The 20,930-nt window shown below is 40.4% G+C and carries 21 protein-coding genes; 6 read left to right on the plus strand and 15 right to left on the minus strand.

The window, feature by feature from the left end:
- Nucleotides 1-22: 22 nt before the first annotated feature.
- From KJA58_RS04855 to KJA58_RS04895, 9 genes are all read right to left on the minus strand, one after another.
- Nucleotides 23-1,027, minus strand: a complete 1,005-nt coding sequence (locus KJA58_RS04855; protein WP_213358292.1) for an NAD(P)H-dependent glycerol-3-phosphate dehydrogenase — start codon at nt 1,025-1,027, stop codon at nt 23-25.
- Complete coding sequence (locus KJA58_RS04860) at nt 1,024-2,364, minus strand: UTP--glucose-1-phosphate uridylyltransferase (protein WP_213358293.1); 1,341 nt, start codon at nt 2,362-2,364, stop codon at nt 1,024-1,026. Before KJA58_RS04860 ends, KJA58_RS04855 begins: the two co-directional genes overlap by 4 nt.
- Before the next feature lie 45 nt (nt 2,365-2,409).
- Nucleotides 2,410-2,775, minus strand: a complete 366-nt coding sequence (locus KJA58_RS04865) for a hypothetical protein (RefSeq protein ID WP_213358294.1) — start codon at nt 2,773-2,775, stop codon at nt 2,410-2,412.
- Between the two features lie 3 nt (nt 2,776-2,778).
- The gene (locus KJA58_RS04870; protein ID WP_213358295.1) at nt 2,779-4,080 is read right to left on the minus strand and encodes a type III secretion protein ATPase; all 1,302 of its coding nucleotides are present in this window, start codon (nt 4,078-4,080) and stop codon (nt 2,779-2,781) included.
- The gene (locus KJA58_RS04875) at nt 4,077-4,628 is read right to left on the minus strand and encodes a FliH/SctL family protein (protein ID WP_213358296.1); all 552 of its coding nucleotides are present in this window, start codon (nt 4,626-4,628) and stop codon (nt 4,077-4,079) included. Before KJA58_RS04875 ends, KJA58_RS04870 begins: the two co-directional genes overlap by 4 nt.
- 74 nt (nt 4,629-4,702) lie before the next feature.
- The gene (locus KJA58_RS04880; RefSeq protein WP_213358297.1) at nt 4,703-5,860 is read right to left on the minus strand and encodes a hypothetical protein; all 1,158 of its coding nucleotides are present in this window, start codon (nt 5,858-5,860) and stop codon (nt 4,703-4,705) included.
- A 132-nt stretch (nt 5,861-5,992) separates the two neighbouring features.
- Nucleotides 5,993-6,808 (minus strand): NifU family protein, encoded by an 816-nt coding sequence (locus KJA58_RS04885; RefSeq protein WP_213358298.1) that lies wholly within the window; start codon nt 6,806-6,808, stop codon nt 5,993-5,995.
- Complete coding sequence (locus tag KJA58_RS04890; RefSeq protein WP_213358299.1) at nt 6,808-7,971, minus strand: aminotransferase class V-fold PLP-dependent enzyme; 1,164 nt, start codon at nt 7,969-7,971, stop codon at nt 6,808-6,810. The genes KJA58_RS04885 and KJA58_RS04890 overlap by 1 nt, the downstream gene beginning before the upstream one ends.
- Nucleotides 7,938-8,627, minus strand: coding sequence for a 2,3-bisphosphoglycerate-dependent phosphoglycerate mutase (locus KJA58_RS04895; RefSeq protein ID WP_213358300.1), 690 nt, complete (start codon nt 8,625-8,627; stop codon nt 7,938-7,940). The genes KJA58_RS04890 and KJA58_RS04895 overlap by 34 nt, the downstream gene beginning before the upstream one ends.
- Before the next feature lie 172 nt (nt 8,628-8,799).
- Between KJA58_RS04895 and KJA58_RS04900 the strand changes: the two genes are divergently transcribed.
- The gene (locus KJA58_RS04900) at nt 8,800-9,498 is read left to right on the plus strand and encodes a pseudouridine synthase (protein ID WP_213358301.1); all 699 of its coding nucleotides are present in this window, start codon (nt 8,800-8,802) and stop codon (nt 9,496-9,498) included.
- 57 nt (nt 9,499-9,555) lie between these two features.
- Nucleotides 9,556-10,107, plus strand: a complete 552-nt coding sequence (locus tag KJA58_RS04905; protein ID WP_213358302.1) for a hypothetical protein — start codon at nt 9,556-9,558, stop codon at nt 10,105-10,107.
- Here the strand turns inward: KJA58_RS04905 and KJA58_RS04910 are convergent.
- Nucleotides 10,104-10,697, minus strand: a complete 594-nt coding sequence (locus KJA58_RS04910) for a biotin--[acetyl-CoA-carboxylase] ligase (protein ID WP_246485732.1) — start codon at nt 10,695-10,697, stop codon at nt 10,104-10,106. The genes KJA58_RS04905 and KJA58_RS04910 overlap by 4 nt on opposite strands.
- A gap of 99 nt (nt 10,698-10,796) precedes the next feature.
- Between KJA58_RS04910 and KJA58_RS04915 the strand changes: the two genes are divergently transcribed.
- The gene (locus tag KJA58_RS04915) at nt 10,797-11,927 is read left to right on the plus strand and encodes an FtsW/RodA/SpoVE family cell cycle protein (protein ID WP_213358303.1); all 1,131 of its coding nucleotides are present in this window, start codon (nt 10,797-10,799) and stop codon (nt 11,925-11,927) included.
- A 4-nt stretch (nt 11,928-11,931) separates the two neighbouring features.
- Here KJA58_RS04915 and KJA58_RS04920 read toward each other — a convergent pair whose 3' ends face one another.
- From KJA58_RS04920 to KJA58_RS04935, 4 genes are all read right to left on the minus strand, one after another.
- Nucleotides 11,932-13,953, minus strand: coding sequence for a cation-translocating P-type ATPase (locus KJA58_RS04920; RefSeq protein WP_213358304.1), 2,022 nt, complete (start codon nt 13,951-13,953; stop codon nt 11,932-11,934).
- A gap of 23 nt (nt 13,954-13,976) precedes the next feature.
- On the minus strand, nt 13,977-14,726 hold the full coding sequence (locus tag KJA58_RS04925; RefSeq protein WP_213358305.1) for a VIT1/CCC1 transporter family protein: 750 nt from the start codon (nt 14,724-14,726) through the stop codon (nt 13,977-13,979).
- Between the two features lie 21 nt (nt 14,727-14,747).
- On the minus strand, nt 14,748-16,031 hold the full coding sequence (gene serS, locus KJA58_RS04930) for a serine--tRNA ligase (RefSeq protein WP_213358306.1): 1,284 nt from the start codon (nt 16,029-16,031) through the stop codon (nt 14,748-14,750).
- 104 nt (nt 16,032-16,135) lie between these two features.
- The gene (locus KJA58_RS04935; RefSeq protein ID WP_213358307.1) at nt 16,136-17,494 is read right to left on the minus strand and encodes a hypothetical protein; all 1,359 of its coding nucleotides are present in this window, start codon (nt 17,492-17,494) and stop codon (nt 16,136-16,138) included.
- Nucleotides 17,495-17,719: 225 nt separating this feature from the next.
- On the opposite strand from KJA58_RS04935, the gene KJA58_RS05205 reads away from it, so the two are divergent.
- From KJA58_RS05205 to KJA58_RS04950, 3 genes are read left to right on the plus strand one after another with little or no spacing between them, the layout of a single operon-like run.
- Nucleotides 17,720-18,361, plus strand: a complete 642-nt coding sequence (locus KJA58_RS05205; RefSeq protein ID WP_246485733.1) for a DUF8085 domain-containing protein — start codon at nt 17,720-17,722, stop codon at nt 18,359-18,361.
- 56 nt (nt 18,362-18,417) lie between these two features.
- Entirely contained in the window at nt 18,418-19,776 is a 1,359-nt protein-coding gene (locus KJA58_RS04945; protein ID WP_213358308.1) for an alanine/glycine:cation symporter family protein, read from the plus strand.
- A gap of 30 nt (nt 19,777-19,806) precedes the next feature.
- On the plus strand, nt 19,807-20,259 hold the full coding sequence (locus tag KJA58_RS04950; RefSeq protein WP_213358309.1) for a YbhB/YbcL family Raf kinase inhibitor-like protein: 453 nt from the start codon (nt 19,807-19,809) through the stop codon (nt 20,257-20,259).
- Here the strand turns inward: KJA58_RS04950 and KJA58_RS04955 are convergent.
- Entirely contained in the window at nt 20,256-20,918 is a 663-nt protein-coding gene (locus tag KJA58_RS04955; protein WP_213358310.1) for an SET domain-containing protein, read from the minus strand. The genes KJA58_RS04950 and KJA58_RS04955 overlap by 4 nt on opposite strands.
- Nucleotides 20,919-20,930 lie beyond the last annotated feature (12 nt).

A 20,930-nucleotide genomic window follows, 5' to 3' on the forward strand; every position in this document is an offset into this window, starting at 1 on the left:
AACGAAAAGTGTAAATTAAATTTTATAAATATTCTTCTTTGGTGTCTCTCTGCATTAACAAAGCGACACCTTCTGCAGGGTCTAAACCTTTGTATAGGACGTGATAAATACCCGAGGTTATAGGCATAGAGATACGATGATGTTCAGCGATTTGATGAGCAGATACGGCCGTATAAGATCCTTCCACAACCATTCCAATTTGTTGCTTAGCTTTTTCTATAGGTACACCTTCAGCGATCAATTTGCCAAACTGATAATTTCTGCTGAGACTGGAGAAGCAAGTTACACATAAATCTCCTAGTCCTGCCAACCCATTGATAGTATCGGACCGACATCCTAGAAGGGTTGCACATTTGCGGATTTCATGTAGACCTCGGGTGATCAATCCAGATTTAGCATTATCTCCAAAACGGAATCCATCAGAGATACCGCATGCGATGGCAATAACATTTTTTAACGCTCCTCCGAGAGCAACGCCTTTGATGTCTGAGTTAGGATAGACACGGAACTTTGGTGTCGAGAAAGCGGAATGTATTTTAGTTAATGTGTCAGTAGAATAGGCGCTTACAACGACTGAACAAGGGCACCCCTGGAGGACTTCAGAAGCTATAGAAGGGCCGCTTAGGTATCCTATGTAGGGACGAGCTTTTTCGCCCAATTCTTCGAGTAAAATTTCACTTAGTAATAACCCTGTATTTTGTTCTATTCCTTTGGAAGTAATAACGAAGGGAACATCAAGGTGTTTGATAGCTTTGATTCTTTTTGCTAAGGAGCGGATACCCGCAGAGGTTACCCCTTCGATAATCATATCTGCTCCATGGAGAGCTTCTTCGAGATCCGTAGTAAAATTAACGGTGTCTGGTACAGCGACATGAGGTGCTTTAGGATGAGAGCGATGGGTGTTTAAGTGATCGACGAGGGAGGGATTTCGAGACCATCCCGTTACCAGAAATCCTTTTTTAGAAAGCAGTACGGTTAGGCAATACCCCCAAATGCCCATTCCGAGATAAGCTATTCTTTGTGTCATGTGGCCTCAATAAAAGATTCTTTGAAAAAAGCTTTATTTTGTCTCTGAGCAAAACTAGAGTGAGAAGCATAATAAAAACTGGCTTCCAATTCAAACGTTGTGTTTGGTGTAACGTCTTTACCTGTGGCGTCACGATACAACTGTCGTTCTCTGGTGTTTAAAGCTTGGCGTACGGTTTCCGGGCTATGGTTTCCTTTTAGATTTTTGAGAGGAGCGAAGCAAACATCTCTAGGGTATACTAAGGTAGAGCAGCGATTGCCGTAGCGGAAAAGATCAAAAATAAACTCTTCAAACTTCCATGCTTGTTCGTCTGAGATCTGTCCTCCAGAAAATTTTTTTGTATATTTACAAGCCTTATGGATGGGTAGGGGGGCTTCTGAAGCTGTTTTGATGAAATCCATCGATAAGCAATAGAGGCCGATGTTTCCTAGGGGATATTTTAATCTGCCTTCACTATTTTGAGCGAAGCGTTCTTGGTCAGGGATTTCAGAATACTCTATGACGGTAGTTTTATTGGTTGCAGAGTCTATCGCTAGTACGCCGATGTCTTCTGTTGGATGATTTCTCAGTACGGTTTTGATTGTGACGTCGTTATTTTCTAAAAAATGGTAGCCAAATAATTCCGGGTCGAAAGGGAGCGCTAGGGGATTATCTATAGGGATGACGCTGACCATTTCTATGCCTTCGGCTTTCCATTGGTCCCAAAGACCAGAAGATAACATCATTTTTGCGAAACAACCGTTACCGTTAGGGCCTAAGGCTATGCTATTGCAGTCGTCCAAAAATAATTTTCCATCTAGATCTAAGAGAGGCCAAAGAGGTTGTTGAAAGAAAGAAACTTGATGAGGGGACAATCCAAAATATTCGTGAGAGTCAAAATACGCTCGTGTTTGTTCGTTATTAATGGGAGAGGTCATAAAGGCCAAAGGGAGCTTCTGCTTGGATAGATGACTAGCAGCTAGAACTTTTTCTGCTATCATTTGGAAGAGAGTCTTGTTTTTTACTGCAGAAATAGGGAAGAGGCCTTTTGGGCCCTTACATTTTAATCGAGAACCTTGTCCTCCAGCAAGAACAACGCACCCGACACGTTTCTCTTTCAATAAACCATTACCAATCCTTTGGAGGTTAGGATCTTTCCCGGATAAGTCAAACGTCTGAGGAGGGGAGAACGCAATCAAAGATGGAGGTTGAGAAAGAGTCTCCAGTTGTTGATGAAGGAAAGAGATATCTAGATTCTCTAGCTGGTGATGAAAAAGTGTTAGATCTTCGGATTTATTAATTTGATCTAGGAGATGATTCTGTGAAATGTCTTCAAGCTTTTTATACAAATGGGTCATTGTAATATACTGTTTAGCAAGAATGTTATAGTTGAGTCCTTGCATTCAGAGGCGGTTTTTCTTTTTGCCGTATTTCCTTTGAGAAAAATTCTCGAAAATTCTTTTTTGTTTTAATTGTTTTTCTAGAAAAGTCTGGTGCTCAGAAAAACCTTGCTTCAATGTTTTAATTTCTCTGTGAGCAGTTCTTTCAAATGCTCGTAGATCTCTCAAGAACCCGTCATAATGAAGAGTTTTTTCTCCTGAGAGAAAGCTTCGCTCTCTATCCTTTAGAGTTTCGTGTATCGTTGCACAAACAGTTTGCAACTGGTTCTCTAGAGCATTTTTTTTGTCCAAAACTTCTTTGGAATTATACAGGCTACCGAATATTTTTATTCTAGACAAAGTAATGAGAAATTGTAACTTTTTTTTCATTCGTTACCAGCTAAGCTTAGTTAAGCGTTGAACGGTAACCCTATAAGGAGATTCTTGCTCTTCCGTCTGTGTAGCGAATTGTTTGAGAGCGGGAAGCATTTGCAACGCTTGGTCCAAATCTGGATTAGTTCCTTGGGTATAAGCGCCAAGTTGGATAATGTCGAGATTTTCTTTGTATACTTTGAGTAGAGACAAGATTATGTTGACTTTGGCTTGGTGTTCAGGAGTTGTTAGCTGGGGGAAGGCTCTCGACAAACTTTTTAGTAAGTCTATGCGAGGGAAAGAAGTCAGACTTTGTTCTTGCGAGGAAAGTGTTATGTGACCATCGAGCAAAGATTTTGCATAATCGACAAAAATGTCTGGGATATCCTGGTAACAAAGCACCGAATATAAAGCCGTTATAGACCCGTTCGAATAGTTTCCTGCTCTTTCGATAAACTTTGCTGTCTGATGAAACACTGATGCTGGGTAGTGATGCTGGGCGGGAGCTTCTCCGAGAGCAAGTCCTATTTCCTGTAGAGCTGCTCCGTAGCGGGATAACGAGTCCATAGTGAATAGCACGTTAAAACCTTGTTGGCAAAAATGTTCTGCTACTTCAATAGCTGTTGTTGCTGCCAAAGCTTTGGTTGTAGCAGGCTCCGATGAAGTAGCGATAACAGCAATGGTCCTCGACTTTTTAGGCGACGATGAAAGCCTTTTTAGAAATTCACATACTTCTCTGTTTCGCTCGCCGATCAAGGCGGTGACGTAAACATCTGCTTCTGAATGTCTAGCGATAGAAGAAAGTAGGGATGTTTTGCCTTGCCCAGGCTCAGAGAAAATTGCCACGCGTTGTCCTTTTCCTAGAGTTAGAAACGAGTCTATAAGTTTGATTCCTGTAGGAAAAACTTTTTCAACGGGAGCTCGATTTTGTGTTAAAGCAGAATTCTTCAGTTGATATGAATTGTATTTGGGAATCGTAGGGCCTTTGTCTAAGGGGGAACCGAAAGCGTTAATGGTTCTGCCTAAAAGAAAATCAATATTAGGTTTAGGTATAGGAGTTTGGGATGGAATAACTTCTGCCCCTGGGTGTAAGTAATGGGTCTCAGAAAAAGGCATCAGTAGAGATTCTGTTCCTCGGAATCCTATGATTTGTGCATGAATTTCTTGGGAGAATTTGTTTCTGATCTTACAGTGCTCGCCAGTGAAACCTTCTAATCCAACAGCATGGATAATGGGTCCTCTAACACAGGATACTCGACCACACTTTCTAATGGGAGTCCAAGTGTTGAGGAGATTAAGTTCTTTCTGAAGGAGGGCTTTCATGAGTTCAACAGGGTTAATAGATTGTCTAGTTCTTCAGAAAGGTTCTGATAGAGTAGAAGAGACCCCATACTAATTTTACAGGATTGATCCGGGAGGCTTGCGTCTGAAGAGAAGGATACTCCTTGTAGTTCTTTGAGGCGGCCTTGAGTTTCCAGCCATTTGGAAAGAGAAGAGTAATCCTTGGGCGAAAGAGAAATAATAATAGAGGATTTTTTATTTTTTGAAGAAAAGTTGTTCAGGATGGATATGAGAAGGAGCTGCAATTCTTCTGGTTTTTCTAATTTTTTCCTCAAAAATTTTTCGCAAACAAGGATTGCTAGTTTTACTAATTCTGGCTTTAGTTTTTCTATTAATGAGTTTGTCGAACAGATCATGTGGGTGGTCAGTTTCCCCAACAGTTTTGTTAGGGCTAACAGTTCTTCTTCTTTTGTGTTTTCTTTGGTTATGGGTGAGTGTTCCGCATTAGAAGGGCTTTCACTAGAAGAAAGAATCTGTCTCGGAGTATTTGGGATTAAAGAAGTATCGCTATCCTGTTGGCAAGCATCCATAAAATCCCTCCCCCTTTTTTTTGATAAAAGTTGCTGGCTTTTATTCTTTTAAGATCTTTATCAGAGCTACACAACTACAGTTTTTTATTAGAACTTCTGAGGATCTCTTCACGCTTCTCTTCAGGAAGAGCCATGAGGATAGCGTTAGCTCTCTGGGAGTCCAAATAGGAAAGTAGAAGGGAAATTTTCCTCGGGTGTTCGTTATGAATTACCTCTACCAATTTAGTCATATTTATTTCCCCAGTTATTTTTGCTCTTTTGTGCAAATATCTTTCTGTGATTCTTGTAAATAAATAAGAATAAGCAGCGATAAGAATAGCTACGCTCAATAGTAAGTAAACAGATCCTATTACCCAAGGAGGAGCAAAATTTGAAGAACTTCTAATGGGAAGAATAGATGTTGTGTCTATGAATAAGCTAGGGAGGACACCATTTGCTAAGCAAAGATCTTCTGTGTACAGTTGAATCAGCTCTTTTTTCTTTGTAAAATCCTCAGCTTTTAATGTGGATACAGCTTTGTGGTCTAGTGAAAGAGTTATGAATCCTTTTAATTCCTCCCTACTATTTGTTGTATGAGAAGCTGTTTCCTTTACTGAAGTGATATGTGGTTGGAGGAAAACAGAAAGAGAAAAACTATTTCTGGGGAAAATTTTCTCGCATTGTTTGGATAGGCTAGAAATTATAAGTTTCTCTACGAGGTCTTTTTCTTCTACTTTGGTGCTGAGCTTGCCCGAATACACTGTGCCATTTTGATCTGAAATGACGACATTTTCTGGGTTTAAACTAGAAATAGTACTGCACAAGTAGTGTGTGATAGAATTCACCAGTGATGAGGAAAGAACTCGAAAATCTGGTTTGGTCTGAACGATAACAGAAATCTGGTTGGGCCCAGATTTTTCTTGGAAGGATGTTTCCTCCTCCTGTGAAGAAAAGGGAAGAGCTACATGCACAGATTCGATAGAATCGAAAGTAGAGAGTTCTTTTTCAAGGCGGGCTTTTAGTGCTAAAGTTTCGACTGTATTTGGATCTTTGAAAGGTGAAAAAATAGACAACTTCTCCCAAGAAGAATGATGCTTGGATTTGGAAGATTCTGTAGAAACTGGAGAGTCGACTGTTTTAGTGTTTATCCGTAAGCAAAGAAATAGAACAGAAGCTGTAGCAACAACGCCCATGGTTGTTGACAGCCATGATCGGATTTTATGGAAGAGCTGAGAATAACGTCTCTCGATCATAGAAATTGATTTATTAATAACAAGTCTTTGTTTTCTGTAACAAAAACCCAATAAATTGACAATGTATCGAGTAGAAAGATTAATTTTTATTAATCTAGAAACTGTTGGAATCTCGACAATAAGAATCTGTTGCTAATGTAATTGAGAGTCCTTTGGAGAGAAAAATAGAGAATCTTCCTTAACTTTTACTGTTATAGAAGAATGTACGTGGGCTTGCAGAAGGTGGAGGATAGAGTTCAGTGTAGTCCCTACGGCAGAAAAACATCCCGAGCAGTTTCCTGAATAAGAGATAAGAACTTCGTCGCCTACAATATCCTCAACGGACAAGCTACCCCCGTCCATAGCTAGATAAGGTGCTATACGTTGCTCAACAACACTTCTGAGAATTTGAAGCCTATCTTCTTTAGAGGCCGTTGCCCATTGTTCGTCTGATAATGGATTTGCATCTTCTTGATCGAGGAATTCTGGAGTGCTGTAGGTAAATCCAGGCACGGTGATATCTGAACATTGTTCAGAAGCTGAGTCCATAGCATCTATGACAAAATGTATAAGGGGCTGATATTCTTTGGGAATAGAATTTTTTTCTGAGGAGTCTCTGAGGTGCTCTTCTATGGCGTTCACGCCTACTTTATAGGATTCTGTGTAAAGTTTGGATGTTACTAATTCACACGACGCTTCAGCAACAGCTATGAGTAGAGCGTGTCCAAAGATTTGAAACTTGGCATCCAAAATTACACCCGTTTCATTGTCTACTAGCCAATAAAGCGTTACGACATTGCCCATGAGTCGATGTCCCTGTTTGCCGATGACGAGGCGAGCATTTTTTGCTTCTGCATCTTGAGATGAGAAGATCCCAGAACAAAATGGAGAGCAAATTTTCTTGAGAATTTTTCGACTAAAAATGCTTGGTAAAAAACCGGGAAACAAAGAAGGAACAGAGGAAAGCATTAAAGAGCACCTTTTGTAATAGTTGTTAGGTGAGCTATATTTTTTTTGATTTCGTTAATGACGGTCGATAAATCTGTTGCAGAAAGGCTTTCATGTAGAGAGAATCCTATAGAAGAATGACAAAGTAGAGGAGGTATTCCGCAACTTTGCAAGACTTGAGATAAAGGTTGAAAGTTTTCATAGCCCATAGCAACGCAAATTCGAGAGTTTTGTAAAAGAAAAGCTAACGCCTCAGCGGGAACGTCAGGAAACGCAGCCAAAATAATGTTTGGTAAGCGATCTATGGTGTCATCGAATAAGTATTGTACTTCTGGGATCTCCTTAGATAGAGAAAGTCGGAACTGGTGATTCAAAGAACCCGTTTTCAATGCAAAAGAGCTTAGTTTTTCTGTCCGCTCTTTGCATGCATTAGAAAAAGATAAAATGGTTCCCAGAGAAAAATTTTGTAATAAAGATTGAGTGTCAGGAAGGATAGGAGAGAGTATTTTACTCAAATGATGGCGAAAGAAGCATCCTCCGACAGCACCGGAACAGCCCAAAGGGAACCCTGAAAAGGTAATAATATCAGCATCAAAAATATCCTCGCTTAAAGGTATTTTGCCCAAAGCATGAGAAACATCTACATGTAAAAGAATATTACGTTCTTTACAGATAACTTTGATTGCTTCTAGAGGTTGGATGACGCCTGTTAGTCCGTTAGCTAAAGATAAAGAAACCATCAATGTTTTCGGAGACAGTGAGTCGATGAAAGACTCTTCTGTAATAATCCCATTTTTGTTTGGTATCATCCAGTCATAAGAAGCCCCTTCAATATGTCTACGACATATGGCTGTGATTAATGTTTGTTGATCATGCGAAGGGACAAGAAAATGCGAGCGCCCTTGAAACAATTGTGAGTGTAAGAGCAAGGAAGAGATTATACTAGAGATGCTTTGGGAGCTTGGTAACGCATAGCTGAATCGAAAAACTTCTTTCGAAGCGGGAACTAGTGTTCGAATGTTCTCTTCGCTTTTTTCTAGCAAATCTTGGATGGAGTGCCCCTCCTCTAGAGAGAAAACGTCAGGTGATGAGGAAGCTAATAGTCTAGAAGCTTCTGTAGGTGGTCTGGCTACTTCGTTGTTTAACCATATTACGGGTTTGGAAGAGCTATTTTTGTGAAACATTGATTTTCTCTTGTATACACGATGGGTTGTCCTGTTGGGACTTCCAAAGAGAGTACTCCTTCTCTACTTAATTTTTCTATATCCATGATGATGGATCTTAAAGAATTACCATGTGCAGATATCAAGACATTTTTTCCGGAGTCTAGGAGGGGTATGATAGTTTCTACGAAGTAAGGAATGGTTCTTTTGGCGGTGTCCTCTAAGCTTTCTCCTGCAGGAGGGGGGACATCGTAGCTGCGTCTCCATAGTTTGACTTGTTCTTCTCCGTATTGCTCTGCCGTTTCTTTTTTATTTTTGCCTTGAAGATCTCCATAGTGGCGTTCATTTAGCGCATTATTTGCGATGAGGGGGATCATGGAGGCTTTTTCTTGGGGATTATCGAAGGCGCTTTGTTTTTTAAGCTCAGCTTCTTCGTGGATGATGTAAGGGGTTTTTTTAGAAGAATGTTTTGTCATTGCTAAAAGAGCTGTCATTATGCTCCGTATAAGCTTGGATGTGAAAATATAGTCCACAGGAAATTCTTGAATAATGGAGCCTGCTTGAAGGGCTTCCTCTACACCTGTAGCACTGAGAGGCACATCAACCCAGCCTGTAAATAAATTTCTTTCATTCCATGCAGATTTTCCATGGCGCAGTAGAATCAATTTTGAGGACATGACCAAACTCCTGTTGACGCTAGGATGCATAAAAACAAACAGTTAGTTTTTAGGCAAGGGTTAAGAAAGCTTTAGAGCGTGGTAAAAAATTTTTTTAGAAGGATATGATGGCATTCTATTTGCCGTCTTAGGCAAAATATATGCATTATCTTATTTGTTACTAGGAAATCGCATGGCCAAGTTTCGTCTAAATAAGTTTTTAGCTTCCGCAGGAGTGGGGTCTAGAAGAAAATGCGATGATCTAGTGTTTTCTGGACAGGTAAAGGTTAACGGAAAAGTAGCCGAAGGCCCCTTTGTTGTCGTTGATGAAAAAGATCGAGTCGAACTTCGAGGTCAGAGGGTTTTCCCTGAAAATAAAAAAGTATACTTCATGCTCCATAAGCCTATGGGGTATCTGTGCTCTTCAGAAAGAAAGTTTGCAGGAAGTAAGCTGGTTATTGACTTGTTCGCTCACCTACCTTACCGAGTTTTTACTGTTGGCAGATTAGATAAAGAAACTACCGGACTAATTTTAGTCACCAATGATGGAGATTTCGCCAACAAAGTCATCCATCCTTCCTTTGGTATTACCAAAGAGTATTTGCTAAAAGTTGCCCAAGATGTTTCTCATGCACAGCTACAACGGTTGTCAGAAGGCGTCGTGATGGACGGCAAACATGTAAAACCTGTTTCTGTCAAAAAAGTCCGAAAAGGGACTCTTAAGGTCGTTGTTAATGAAGGGAAAAAACATGAAGTTCGGATTCTTGCGGAAAATGCGGGGCTGAGTTTGCTAGAGCTTTCTCGTATTCGTATAGGAAACTTGGTTCTTGGGGGGCTTCCCTACGGAGAGTATAGAGAACTAACGGACGCAGAGCTTGCTGTTTATTTCTAAAAGCAAGAATTGTTATACCAAAGGAGAAGTTCTGGTTTTTTCTCGGATCGTCTGCTCATGCTGGTAGTGGTTGCTTTAGTTTCGTTTATTATAGGATTATTATTTAGTTCGTATTGTCGGCTGTACTTGGCCTTGTGTTGTATCACGGACAGCTGGTCTCTGTTGGTAGGCCACGCGATTAAAAAACGTGAAGCACTGATTTCCTTATGTCGTTTGTCTGCAAACCCTGTAGTTCGCTCTCAATACCTGGATAGGTTATTGCAGGAGGAACAATTTCTCAAGAATTGCATTAGCCTAAAAAAAAGAAATTTTTTGAAACAAGCTAGAGAGGCTGTGCCTACTTTTCATGAGATGGAGGCAGAATTCTTGAATAGAACAAAAAATTTGTATTCTCTCCTTGAATTAGCCTTAGGAGAGAGCTTTTCTCAGAAACAGTTTAAAGAGCTTTCAGAGAACTTTTGGGCCGCAGACAATTTATTTTCTTTTGAAACGACAGTTTTTGAACAAGCTGTTGAAAAGTATGAAGACTTACGAACAAAACCCACTTTGCAGCTAGCAAAAGAGGTTTTTCGATTTTCTTCTGTACCTGAAGTAAAATTTAATCGTTAAAAGCCTATGATTTCTTTTATGACAGGTTTAATATGAGTCCGAATCAGCAAACTTAAATGTGATAAAATGCTCTCAGGCTCATAACAGGAGTCTGTTTCTAATAACAAAGAAGTGGCCGGCTGGCCAACATTTTGTAGATCATCTTCAGAAGAGTTTACGTTTAAACCAATACCTAAAATTACTCCAGTTGAAGAGCCTAGGGGAACTGTTTCACAAAGAATGCCTGCTATCTTTTTGTGTTCGACGAGAACATCGTTTGGCCATTTAATGTGCGGTTTTTTTATGCCTAAGGAATTAGCGAGTGCTACAACAGCTTCTGCCCCAGGGCGGACAAGGAGTGCTATGTCCAAGTTCTGCGATGGAATAAAAAAGCAAAAAGAGGCTGTTATGTCCTTTCTAGTAGAAGACCAACTTTTTCCGTATTGCCCGCGCCCTCCTGTCTGGTCCCAAGTATAAACCACTGTGAGCGCTTCCTTGTTTAGTTGAGGAAGAAGTTTTTTAGATAAATCATTGGTGGATTCTGTGGTCGCAATTTCATAAAAGATAACTTCCATGATGACGAGGATAAAAACTAGTCTATCTTTCGTCAATGCTATCTTTCTTTCGAAGAAAGAACAATGAGATTGATGTTCCTTCCCGTTATTTATAGTATAGAGAATATCTGGCTAGTCTTTTCCTTTTAGATCTTTATGCTGAGCTTTAAATCCCTCCGTCACTTGAATTATTGGAGTATAGTTGTCATAAGTTTTCTTATGGTAGTAAGTCTTATTGTTGTCTCCTCCATGGATCCAGCCTCCCTTGGAAGCAGCGTTTTTCTTACAACAAAGACTTGTGTCCAGATGAGACACTTTGCTATCGGTTGGATTGTCTTTTTCTTATGCTCTTGCTTTGATTATTCGAAGCTTAAAACGTGGGCTTTCCCTGTGTATCTATTGACATTACTAAGTTTAGCTGGGTTGTTTTTAGCCCCAGCAGTTCAAAATGTGCATAGATGGTATAGGATCCCTTTGATTCATATGAGTTTTCAGCCTTCTGAGTATGCTAAATTATCTGTAGTCATTATGTTGGGGTATGTTTTAGAGATTTCCAAATATTCAATTTCTTCGAAAAGGACAGCTTTGGTAGCGTGCCTCATAGTGTTTATCCCTTTCGTCCTGATTCTTAGGGAGCCGGATCTGGGGACAGCTCTTGTACTGTGTCCCGTGGCATGGGGAATTTTTTATTTGGCAAATGTTTACCCTCCTTTGGTTCGGATTAGCGGTTTCATAGGAGGTAGTTTATTTTTATTTACCTTGTTGGTGTTTACGGGTGTTATTCCTCATGAAAAGGTAAAGCCTTATGCCTTGAAAGTTCTTAAGGAATACCAGTATGAAAGATTGAATCCTGTTAACCATCACCAACGAGCATCGCTGATTTCCATAGGATTAGGAGGTGTCTTTGGAAGAGGTTGGAAGTCTGGAGAGTTTGCTGGTAGGGGGTGGTTGCCTTATGGCTATACAGACTCGGTCTTTCCTGCTCTAGGAGAAGAATTCGGTTTGGTCGGTTTAATCGGGCTGCTCGGCCTTTACTATTCTTTAATCTATTTTGGATGTCGGACAATAGCTGTTGCTTCGGATAATTTTGGTCGGTTGTTGTCTGCAGGAATCACAGTGTACATATCCATGCATATTTTAATTAATATCAGCATGATGTGCGGTATTTTACCGATAACAGGAGTTCCTTTGGTCCTGATTTCTTATGGAGGATCCTCCGTGATAGCCACGATGGCCTCATTGGGTTTACTGCAGAGTATTTATGCAAGAAGGTTCCGTTCTTACTAAAGGGTCAGTTCTTGAGGAGTCGAAGAGCGTTTAATCCCACGATAACTGTGCTGCCTTCATGAAGGATTACTGCTAACCATAATGGAATAATACCTAGTGATGCCGGAATAGAAACAAAAAAGATTATAGAAAGAGCTAAGGTAATATTTTGAGACACGATGAAACGTGTTTTCTTAGCTTTCCTTAGTAGTTTGGGAAGAGAAGATAAAGTATTGTTGAGTAATACAATATCCGCGGCGTCTATTGCTGCAGCGTTGCCCGCTTCGCCCATAGCAATACCAACAAAAGACTTGGCCAAAGCTGGAGCGTCATTTATGCCATCACCTATCATCATCATCCGGTTAGATTTTGCTAAAGTTTCAATTTTTTTTAATTTGGCTTCTGGAGTTAAACTGGCGTAAATTTGATCGATACCAAGAAGATTGGCCGTATTCTTCGCACTAATGGCATGATCCCCTGTCAACATTACTACTTTTAACCCGTTGTCAGCTAAACCTTTCACAGCTTCTTGAGCATCAGGTCTGAGAACGTCTTTACAATAGAAAATAGCAGAAAAAACTCCTACAGTAGCTAAAGAGCATATTTCCCCACGTTTTTTGGCATCAGAGACGAGAGTTTCAATTTGAGCTAAATTCTCTGGGGCAACATTTTTAATAGCAGTTTCTATTCGCCCAACAAAAACTTTTTCTCCATTGACGCAGGCTTGAACACCTTCCCCTGGCTTAGTTACATATTTTTCTAAGATGGTTGGAGGTATATTTTGTTTTTCTATAAAGCTTTCTATAGCTTGTGCTATGGGATGGGTAGTTGATTGCTCCACACCCCGTACAATGGATAGAAACTTGGTCTTGAAGGAATCTTCACCAAAGAAGTCCCACCCAAGACAAGTTAGCTGTCCTGTCGTCAGTGTTCCAGTTTTATCCATTGCAACCATGCTACAAGCTAAAAGGCGATCTAAAGTAACGCCGCCTTTAAGAAGAATGCCCTGTCTAGCACAGGAGTTGACAGCACTTAGGTACGCTATAGGTACTGCTATAATGAGTGCGCAAGGGGACGCTGCTATTAGAAAGGCCAAAGCACGATAGATGGAACAATTATTTAAATCTTCAACGTTGATAAAAGGCATGGAAGTTAGTAATGGCACCAACAGAGCTATTCCTAAGGATATCGTAAAGATACTAAGAGCATATACGGAAGAGTATTTATCTAAACGTTGCTGGAGCTGGGGTTTTGTTTTTTGTGCTCGAACGACAAGTTGTATAATGTGTTCTAATGTGGAATCTGCTCCAGTTTTTAGCACGCGTAGATCAAAGGAGCCTTCTAAATTTCTAGCCCCAGAGGGAACGGAAGAGCCTTCCTTGCAAAAGATGGGAACTTTTTCTCCTGTTAAATGTGTAAGATTTATTGAAGATGAGCCGCGGACAATAACTCCATCCAAAGGGACTATTTCGCCGCTTTTGACATGGATAATATCTCCGACTTGAATAGACTTTATTGTTTTTCTTTTAAGAATACCTTCGTCATTAAAAATCCACGCTGTCTGTGGTGAAAGTTGCTTGAGAGAAGAAAGAGTACTTTTGGCTTTTTCAGAAACAGATTCGCCCAAAGCTTCTGAAATGGAAAATAAAACTAGTAATAAAGCGCCTTCCAAGCTACTCCCTATAAAAATAGATCCAAAAGCTGCTACAGTCATTAGAACGTCTATATTAAATTCTCTTTCCGCTAGGTCCTCAAAAGACTTTACAATGGCAGGGGTGCCAGCTAGGAAAAAAGTAATTAAAGTAAAAAGATGAGAGAGATGGAGCAAGTGAGTTGCGCTCTCGGGAAAGAACCCCCGGCTGACATATAGAAAAAGAGCAGTCAAATAAGTCGATAACGATAGTAAGGAGGTTTTGAGAGGTAAATTTTTACTCAAAGATCTACCAGACCGAGAAAGTAGAGGACTTTTATCTTCAGACATTCCAGAATCTAGGAAATCTGTCATGAGTTCTGGAGAAAAGGGGGAAGGAAATAGTTTTTTAAACACAAAAGCTCCCAAAAAATTTGAAATTACGCTCCAAAAATTTTCAATAAAGAATACCCAACGCCTAGCGAGGTAATAAAGATAGCTGCTCCCCAGACAGTTTCATTAATGGCGCGATTAGCTATTATTCTAGCTTTGGCGAAGGAGAGAAGGGCTACGGCTAGTACGGAGGATGAAAGTGCTAGCAAAGGATGTTTCAATAACATCAAGGGGAGAAAAATACCTAAACCTAAACAACCCCCGAGAATCGTGGATAAAGACTGAGCTAGGGGATGAGGGAAAGTCTCTAGATCTATATTCAACTCTTCTCTAATCATAGTGTCCAAAGTAAGTTTGGAGTCTGAACTGATGTACTCAATAATTTCTTTTAGTAGAGGTTCCTTAAAACCTTTACTGGAAAAAATAGACTCTAGTTCTTCTTTTTCACATTCGAAATTGTTTTCTATTTCATTTTTTTCTTCATCGATGGATCGATGACAAAGTTCTATGTAGGACCACGCATTTTTAGCTTTCATGCAGGCATGGAAAAAGATAAATGCCAGGCCCATAGAAAGCATTAAGGGAAGATGCTGATTTTGAGGTGTGTTGGAAAAAAGAAAAAGTATTCGTAATAGTCCTAAAAAAAAGGCTAATCTGCAGACATCTTTCAAAGTGCTGTAAGCAAAGCCATGGCGGGTACTGTGAGGCTCTCCCTTACAAACGGCATGCCGGTCCTTAACAATTTTTACATGATCTTTTGCGTTGTGAGATCCAAAATGGGAGTGTGGTTTATCCATAGCAAGTCCTACAGTATAGTATTAATTGGTTGGAGTTAGCAGTGCTTTATTGCCTAGATATGGACGAAGTACTTCAGGAATAATCACAGATCCATCTTCTTGTTGGTAATTTTCCAAAATAGCAACAAAAAGACGGGGCGTAGCTAAGCCTGATCCATTTAGCGTGTGTACAAAATTCATCTTGCCAGCTTGATTTTTGTATCTGGTATTTGATCTTCTAGACTGATAGTCCCCGCATTTAGATATAGATGATACCTCGTAATAAGAGTTTTGTCCTGGCAACCACACTTCGACATCTATGGTCTTTGTTGCTGTAAAAGACATATCGCCTGTAGATAAAAGTGAAAGTTGATAATGTAGGCCTAGTTCTTGAAGTATCTCTTCTGCTACTCCTAAAAACTTTTCAAAAACATCATCTTCTGTTTCTGGTGTAGCAAAAGAAAACATTTCAATTTTGTGGAATTGATGCATACGTACAAGTCCCCGCTCATTGGCCCCCGCAGCTCCTGCTTCCTTTCTAAAACAAGGGGAAAAGGCTGCATACATTAGAGGAAGATCAGAAAGTTCGAGCACCTCATTTGAGTGAAATCCGTTTAGAACAACTTCAGCTGTTGGAATGAGAAATAGCTGCTTATCTCCATTTTCTACGGGATAATACTGCCCGTCAAATTTCGGAATTTGACCGGATCCGAATAAAATTTCTTGCCGAACGGCTAGAGGTGGCAGCCACAGAGTAAATCCTTTGGAATGTTGTTTGTCCAACATATATGACAACAAAGCCCACTCTAAACGAGCGCCTAATCCACGATAGGCTGGCCACCCGGAGCCTGTCGTCTTCGCTGACAAACGAAAGTCCAATAAATCTAGTTTTTGATTTAGTTCAAGATGGTGGAGAGGAGTGAAAGTAAAATTAGGCTTTTCTCCCACGGTTTTAATAACTTTGTTCCCCTCTTTTCCTGGAGAGATAGGAATGCTTTCTTCTGGAATGTTAGGAATTCGAGCTAACATGTCCATCAGCTCTGCCTCAGATTGTGTTAGGGAGTCTTCTAAAGATTTAATTTGATTAGATAGCAAATCTACCTGTTCTAAAAGTGCTGGCAGGGCCTCCGGGTTTTCTTTTTTGGTAATATGAATTTTCTCTGAAAGGACTCGCTTTTTGGCTACAAGACCTTCGGATTCTGTTTTTAGAGAGCGAACGGTTTTGTCTAAAGCTAATAAAGGAGCCAGGGAAATAGAAGAGTCTTTCGATCGTAATCGAGTTTCATATTCTTCTGGGTTCTTTCGAAGCAAACGGATGTCCAGCATATAAATCCCTTCAATCTAAACTAAAAAACAAGGTTCTGATTATAAGAGAAAGTATATAGCTAACAACAGCTTTTTCCTCAGAAGTTTACATAATCCTCAAAAGGTTATGCATAAATGCTTACGGAGCCGTTCAAATGGATGCGAACAAAAATTGTGTCTGAAAAAACATTCAGTCCACCAAAGGTGCTAGCAGTTTCAACAAAATCAAGAACAGTTCCTTTAGGAAGTAATTGCTTTTGAAGCATCTCCTTTTCTGTTTTCAATCCTTTTGCTAACAATGAAAGTGTGGCGGAGAACACCTGTCTAAGACGAGGCTCAACACCAACTATGGTGCTAGGAGTTATTGCTGCAAGCCCAGTGGTCAAGGCCGGAAGACCTCTAATATCGCGCTCCAAATACTCTCCACTACTGGAGTAGAAAGCCGAAATTATATGTCCTAACTCTTCAGAAGAGAGATTTTGAAAACTCCAGAGAAGAGCTGCGGCTTCATTTGGAGAAGAAATATTCATCAGAGAAGCCAGGCGTACAAGAGTCATGTCCGCTTTGGTTTGTCCTTCAAAACCAAGCTTATTGGCGCGGAAGCTCAAATAACGAGAAAAGGCTTCTTCCAAGGTGGAGTTTTGTTGGAGGTAAGCTGAAAAGACTTGTAAGTTTTGATAAAATTCCTCTCGAGGGATCCCAGCTCCGAAGGCATCCAAATTGTAGAGGCATGCATCTAAGAGGACCACTGGGTACTTAGTTCTGCTCAATTGGAGTAGCTTTTTTGACGGAGATTTAGTCAAAGACAGAAGATCGCCGTAATTATCTAGTTTTCTTAGGGAGAGGAAAGCATCTTTTTGCTCTTGAGATAAACGGCTGTAAGAGGGACTCAGCTCTGGAAAAGCTTTTAAAACGAGCATAGCCTTGTCGTAGAAAAGAGCCGGATCATTTTCTGTAAAATAGGGCTGGAATAATTGTCTTGCTTTACGCGAGTATCCAATGTTCTTAAGAACCAAAGATGTTTCTAGAATTTTAACCGAATTATCAAAAGCCTTGGGAGAATTTAGATATTTGACCAGTTGCTTATGCAGAGATTGGAATAATTTGAATGATGGTAAAGCTTCGGTTGGTTTTATCAGTCGAGTTAAGGTGACGTATGACAGACGAGAACCATTCAAAAGAAGGTGCAAATAAATAAGAGATCGGATGGTATCATCAAAACCCGGAGACTCTCTTTCAAACAAAACTTCTGAAGGATGTTGAGAGTTCTCCTCAAAACTAGAGCGTTGGGAGGACAAATTTGCAGGCACGTCCGCAAGCCAAAGAAGCTCAGGATATTGTCGAAGCTTTTGCTCGATCCAGAGTTCAGATCCAATCTTTGTTACAGCTTTTTTTGGAGCAGGGTAAGAGGTGCTAGGAATAGAAAAGGAAGGGAGAGGGACGGTTACTAGTGCCAGGGAAAGACCGCAAAGAAATCTGAACATATCAAAAGAGCCTCTTTTAAATCGACCGACTCCCTAGTTTTAAGCAGAGCCAAATTTAGGGGAGCTATCCTTCATAACAAAATGGCCAATATCAAATCAACTCGAGAAAAACAAGTAATCTTTTGCGTATAAAAATATTTTTATTTTCTCGCTAATTGACTAGTCGAACGATTTTTTTTTCGGAAAGTTGGTATAATTTTTCGAAATTTGTTAGAAAATGGTCTTATGAAAAGCAGTCTAAATGCCAGCTTATTGTTTATTCTTTGTTCTAGCGCCTTGTTGCTTGCCGGATGTGTGAAATCTGATAAGATAGGAGGTTCCACGAAAACCTCTTCTTCTGGTACAATAGAGCGCGTCGAAGGTAAGCCTTTGTCCAAAAAATTTGGGATGACAAGGCTTCTTTCTAGATCTCGAAGAAAGAAAAAGGGGAAACATACCTTGACTGGTAAGTTTAAGGATTACTCGGCTAGTGTTTCTGAGCAGGATAAACGCGACATGAAGTTTGTCGTGTCCTCTGCTGCCGAAAAATCCACAGTGTCCCTAGCCCTGTCTCAAGGGAAAATTTTAGAAGCTTTGGATAGGATTCAAGAAATACATCCTCTGACTCTTCTAGAAACTCTGGCTTCTGACCCCTCCCTAGTCGAAGGACTCGAAAAAATGAGAGGACGAGATTGGGTTTGGAATCTCTTCACGGAAAAATTAGGGGAAGCGTTTTCTATGGCCGCTTCTCAAGGGCTGCTTTCTTCTAGCAACATAGAATCCTTTTCAACAACCCTAGGGTTGGACACCAAGGTTGTCTCCGATCTTGTTCAAGGGGAGAACTGGTCAGGTCTTCTAGACGCTGCAATGACAGCTCAGAAAGCTTAAAAGATTCTCCCCAAGCCACACATAAATATAAAGTAAGTCAATTCAAGAGAAAAGCAATGTACTTTTTAGATGCTCTTAACGAGATAATTTCTTCTTATATCATATTTCCCTTAATTCTATTCTTAGGGGGAGCGCTAACCATAGGATTTCGCGGGGTTCAGTTCACTAGAGCCTTTCAAGGATTCCGGTTTATGCTTAACCAGGAAATGGAGAAAACTGGGGGCACAGGAAATGTTTCTCGTTATGAAGTCATAGCTACAATTTTAGCAGGAAATTTTGGAACGGGAAATATTGTTGGAATGGCGATGGCTCTTAGTTGTGGAGGTCCCGGAGCTATTGTCTGGATTTGGGTCGCCGGTATGCTCGGTTCCGCTTTGCAGTTTTTTGGATCTTATATAGGAATAAGATATCGATACCTAAACTCCCAAGGAGAGTTTTTGGGTGGGCCTATTGGCTGTTTGGTAAAAGGGCTTCAAAGCAAAATGTTTGCGGCTCTTTTCTGCTTTTTTATGATAATTACGGCTTTTTCTGCTGGTAATATTGTTCAAGTGAGCTCCGTAGTATCGTTGTGTTCTAAAGGGTCTCCTCTAACAGCTCTTGTTGTCGGGCTGTTAATTATGCTTTTGGTAATCCCGGTCTTGGCCGGAGGAAATACTAGGGTGATGCGTTTTTCAGCTAAAATAATTCCCTTTGTGGCTGGATTTTACTTCTTCTCCTGCTTATTGGTGATTGGGATTCATGCGGGCAGAATTGTTCCGGCTTTAAAGGAAATTTTTACTTCAGCTTTGGGAGTTAAGGCTGTTGCTGGAGGATTCGGGGGATATTCTTTATCAAGGGTTCTAGCTACAGGTGTTAGCAGAGCCGTTATGGCTACAGATTGCGGAAGTGGAATGGTTTCAGTTTTGCAGTCTAACTCTAGATCTCGTAATCCTGTTATCGATGGTCTTGTTACCCTAGTCCCTCCAGTTATTGTTTTGATTGTTTGCTCGATAACAACATTAACTTTGATTGTTTCTGGAGCTTATGCTTCAGGGGAAACAGGAGCTTTTATGGTCGTTAAAGCTTTTTCTGACTCCCTAGGATCTCTCGGAGTAGCAATCGTTACTTTAGCTATGGCTTTGTTCGGATTTACGACACTATTAACCTGGTTTGTTTGTGCTGAAAAAGGATTGTCTTATTTTTCTTCCAGTCAGACTCTTAATTTTCTGTTGAAAATACTGTTTATTGGTCTCATTCCTCTAGGTGGACTTATGGATGCTCGGTTTGTTTGGGTTTTAGGTGATATAGGCTTTACAGGAATGGTGTTTTTCAATTGTTTGTCAGTTATTGGACTGCTTGGTAACATCATGCCTTTGAAACAGCAGCTGGAAGACCTTTCCAAGGCTGCTACTGCAGTTATGGATGAGGGTTCTTGAGGTTAAGGGTGAATAGAGGAGGGAGGTATTATGCAGCTTAAAGCTCTGTCGTTTCCTCACGGAGGGGATATACCATCAAAACATACTTGCCAGGGGATAGAAGTTTCTCCGGAGCTAGTTTTTTTAGACGTTCCCAAAGAAACTAAAACTTTGGCTTTGATTATGGAAGATCCTGATGTCCCAGAACATATTCGGGAAGATCGATTGTGGGTTCACTGGGTGATATATAATATCTCTCCAGATACCAAGGGCATAAAAGAGGGAGAAGTCCTACCGGCTTGTTTTGGCGTAAATACCTCAGGAACTTTAGTATACCAAGGACCCTGTCCTCCAGACAGAAAACACCGGTATTTTTTTACTTTGTATGCTTTGGATTGTATTTTAAATCCAGAGCCTATGATGACTAGAGACAGGCTTATTTTGCTCATGGATGGACACGTGCTGGCTAAAGCAGAATTGCTTGGGACCTATGAAAAATTTTAGAGTTCTCTGGGTACGAATTCTATCCGCTTTTTTCTGTGTTTCCAGTACAAAGGGCCGTAGTGATAGCAGATTTCTTCTCCCGCTTTTATCGGTTTAATGGACCGAATAATAACGTGAAAGAGCCCATCGTGGAAGACGCCTATGGCTTCTGCGTTTGGGTTGTCGCTATGATTGATAAATCGGGTAAAGTTGCCGTGGTTTCCACTGTCAATAGTAAAATATTTTATCGTAAATAACGGTAAAGGATAACGAAAACAATAGTCGTTTTCATCCATCCAGACAGCTTTCCGCCTCCTTAGTATGCCTGTGTACTCTCCAATGTAACTCCAGGCGGGGATGTTTTTTGAAGCAAAGACCCCGTACCCTATGTAGGAATCAATCCATGAAATCACAAACGAGTTAAAGGACGGAAACTCTAGCTCTTTTTTATGAAATTTTCCTAGCCATTTTGAAGATAAGGAAACTAGATGCTTTCGTTCCGCTTTTTTACAAAGCTGCCTCACAGCTGATTCTACTTTCCAGTCAGAGAAAGTCAGTTCGGAAAGAAATTGGAAATTTAGAAGTTCCGCGGCGCGACCCACTGGATAGGAAGATCCGTTGTCAGGTCCTCCACCGAAAGAAACATTAATGAAATCAAGGTCTGTTGCTCTAGAGAACATTTAATAAAGGAT

This window comes from Chlamydiifrater phoenicopteri, assembly GCF_902807005.1.
Classification (GTDB): domain Bacteria; phylum Chlamydiota; class Chlamydiia; order Chlamydiales; family Chlamydiaceae; genus Chlamydiifrater; species Chlamydiifrater phoenicopteri.

Coding starts and splice junctions, on each gene's coding strand:
- KJA58_RS04855 (WP_213358292.1), bottom strand. CDS start 1,027: ATGACACAAAGAATAGCTTATCTCGGAATGGGCATTTGGGGGTATTGC.
- KJA58_RS04860 (WP_213358293.1), bottom strand. CDS start 2,364: ATGACCCATTTGTATAAAAAGCTTGAAGACATTTCACAGAATCATCTC.
- KJA58_RS04865 (WP_213358294.1), bottom strand. CDS start 2,775: ATGAAAAAAAAGTTACAATTTCTCATTACTTTGTCTAGAATAAAAATA.
- KJA58_RS04870 (WP_213358295.1), bottom strand. CDS start 4,080: ATGAAAGCCCTCCTTCAGAAAGAACTTAATCTCCTCAACACTTGGACT.
- KJA58_RS04875 (WP_213358296.1), bottom strand. CDS start 4,628: ATGGATGCTTGCCAACAGGATAGCGATACTTCTTTAATCCCAAATACT.
- KJA58_RS04880 (WP_213358297.1), bottom strand. CDS start 5,860: ATGATCGAGAGACGTTATTCTCAGCTCTTCCATAAAATCCGATCATGG.
- KJA58_RS04885 (WP_213358298.1), bottom strand. CDS start 6,808: ATGCTTTCCTCTGTTCCTTCTTTGTTTCCCGGTTTTTTACCAAGCATT.
- KJA58_RS04890 (WP_213358299.1), bottom strand. CDS start 7,971: ATGTTTCACAAAAATAGCTCTTCCAAACCCGTAATATGGTTAAACAAC.
- KJA58_RS04895 (WP_213358300.1), bottom strand. CDS start 8,627: ATGTCCTCAAAATTGATTCTACTGCGCCATGGAAAATCTGCATGGAAT.
- KJA58_RS04900 (WP_213358301.1), top strand. CDS start 8,800: ATGGCCAAGTTTCGTCTAAATAAGTTTTTAGCTTCCGCAGGAGTGGGG.
- KJA58_RS04905 (WP_213358302.1), top strand. CDS start 9,556: ATGCTGGTAGTGGTTGCTTTAGTTTCGTTTATTATAGGATTATTATTT.
- KJA58_RS04915 (WP_213358303.1), top strand. CDS start 10,797: ATGCTGAGCTTTAAATCCCTCCGTCACTTGAATTATTGGAGTATAGTT.
- KJA58_RS04925 (WP_213358305.1), bottom strand. CDS start 14,726: ATGGATAAACCACACTCCCATTTTGGATCTCACAACGCAAAAGATCAT.
- serS (WP_213358306.1), bottom strand. CDS start 16,031: ATGCTGGACATCCGTTTGCTTCGAAAGAACCCAGAAGAATATGAAACT.
- KJA58_RS04935 (WP_213358307.1), bottom strand. CDS start 17,494: ATGTTCAGATTTCTTTGCGGTCTTTCCCTGGCACTAGTAACCGTCCCT.
- KJA58_RS05205 (WP_246485733.1), top strand. CDS start 17,720: ATGAAAAGCAGTCTAAATGCCAGCTTATTGTTTATTCTTTGTTCTAGC.
- KJA58_RS04945 (WP_213358308.1), top strand. CDS start 18,418: ATGTACTTTTTAGATGCTCTTAACGAGATAATTTCTTCTTATATCATA.
- KJA58_RS04950 (WP_213358309.1), top strand. CDS start 19,807: ATGCAGCTTAAAGCTCTGTCGTTTCCTCACGGAGGGGATATACCATCA.
- KJA58_RS04955 (WP_213358310.1), bottom strand. CDS start 20,918: ATGTTCTCTAGAGCAACAGACCTTGATTTCATTAATGTTTCTTTCGGT.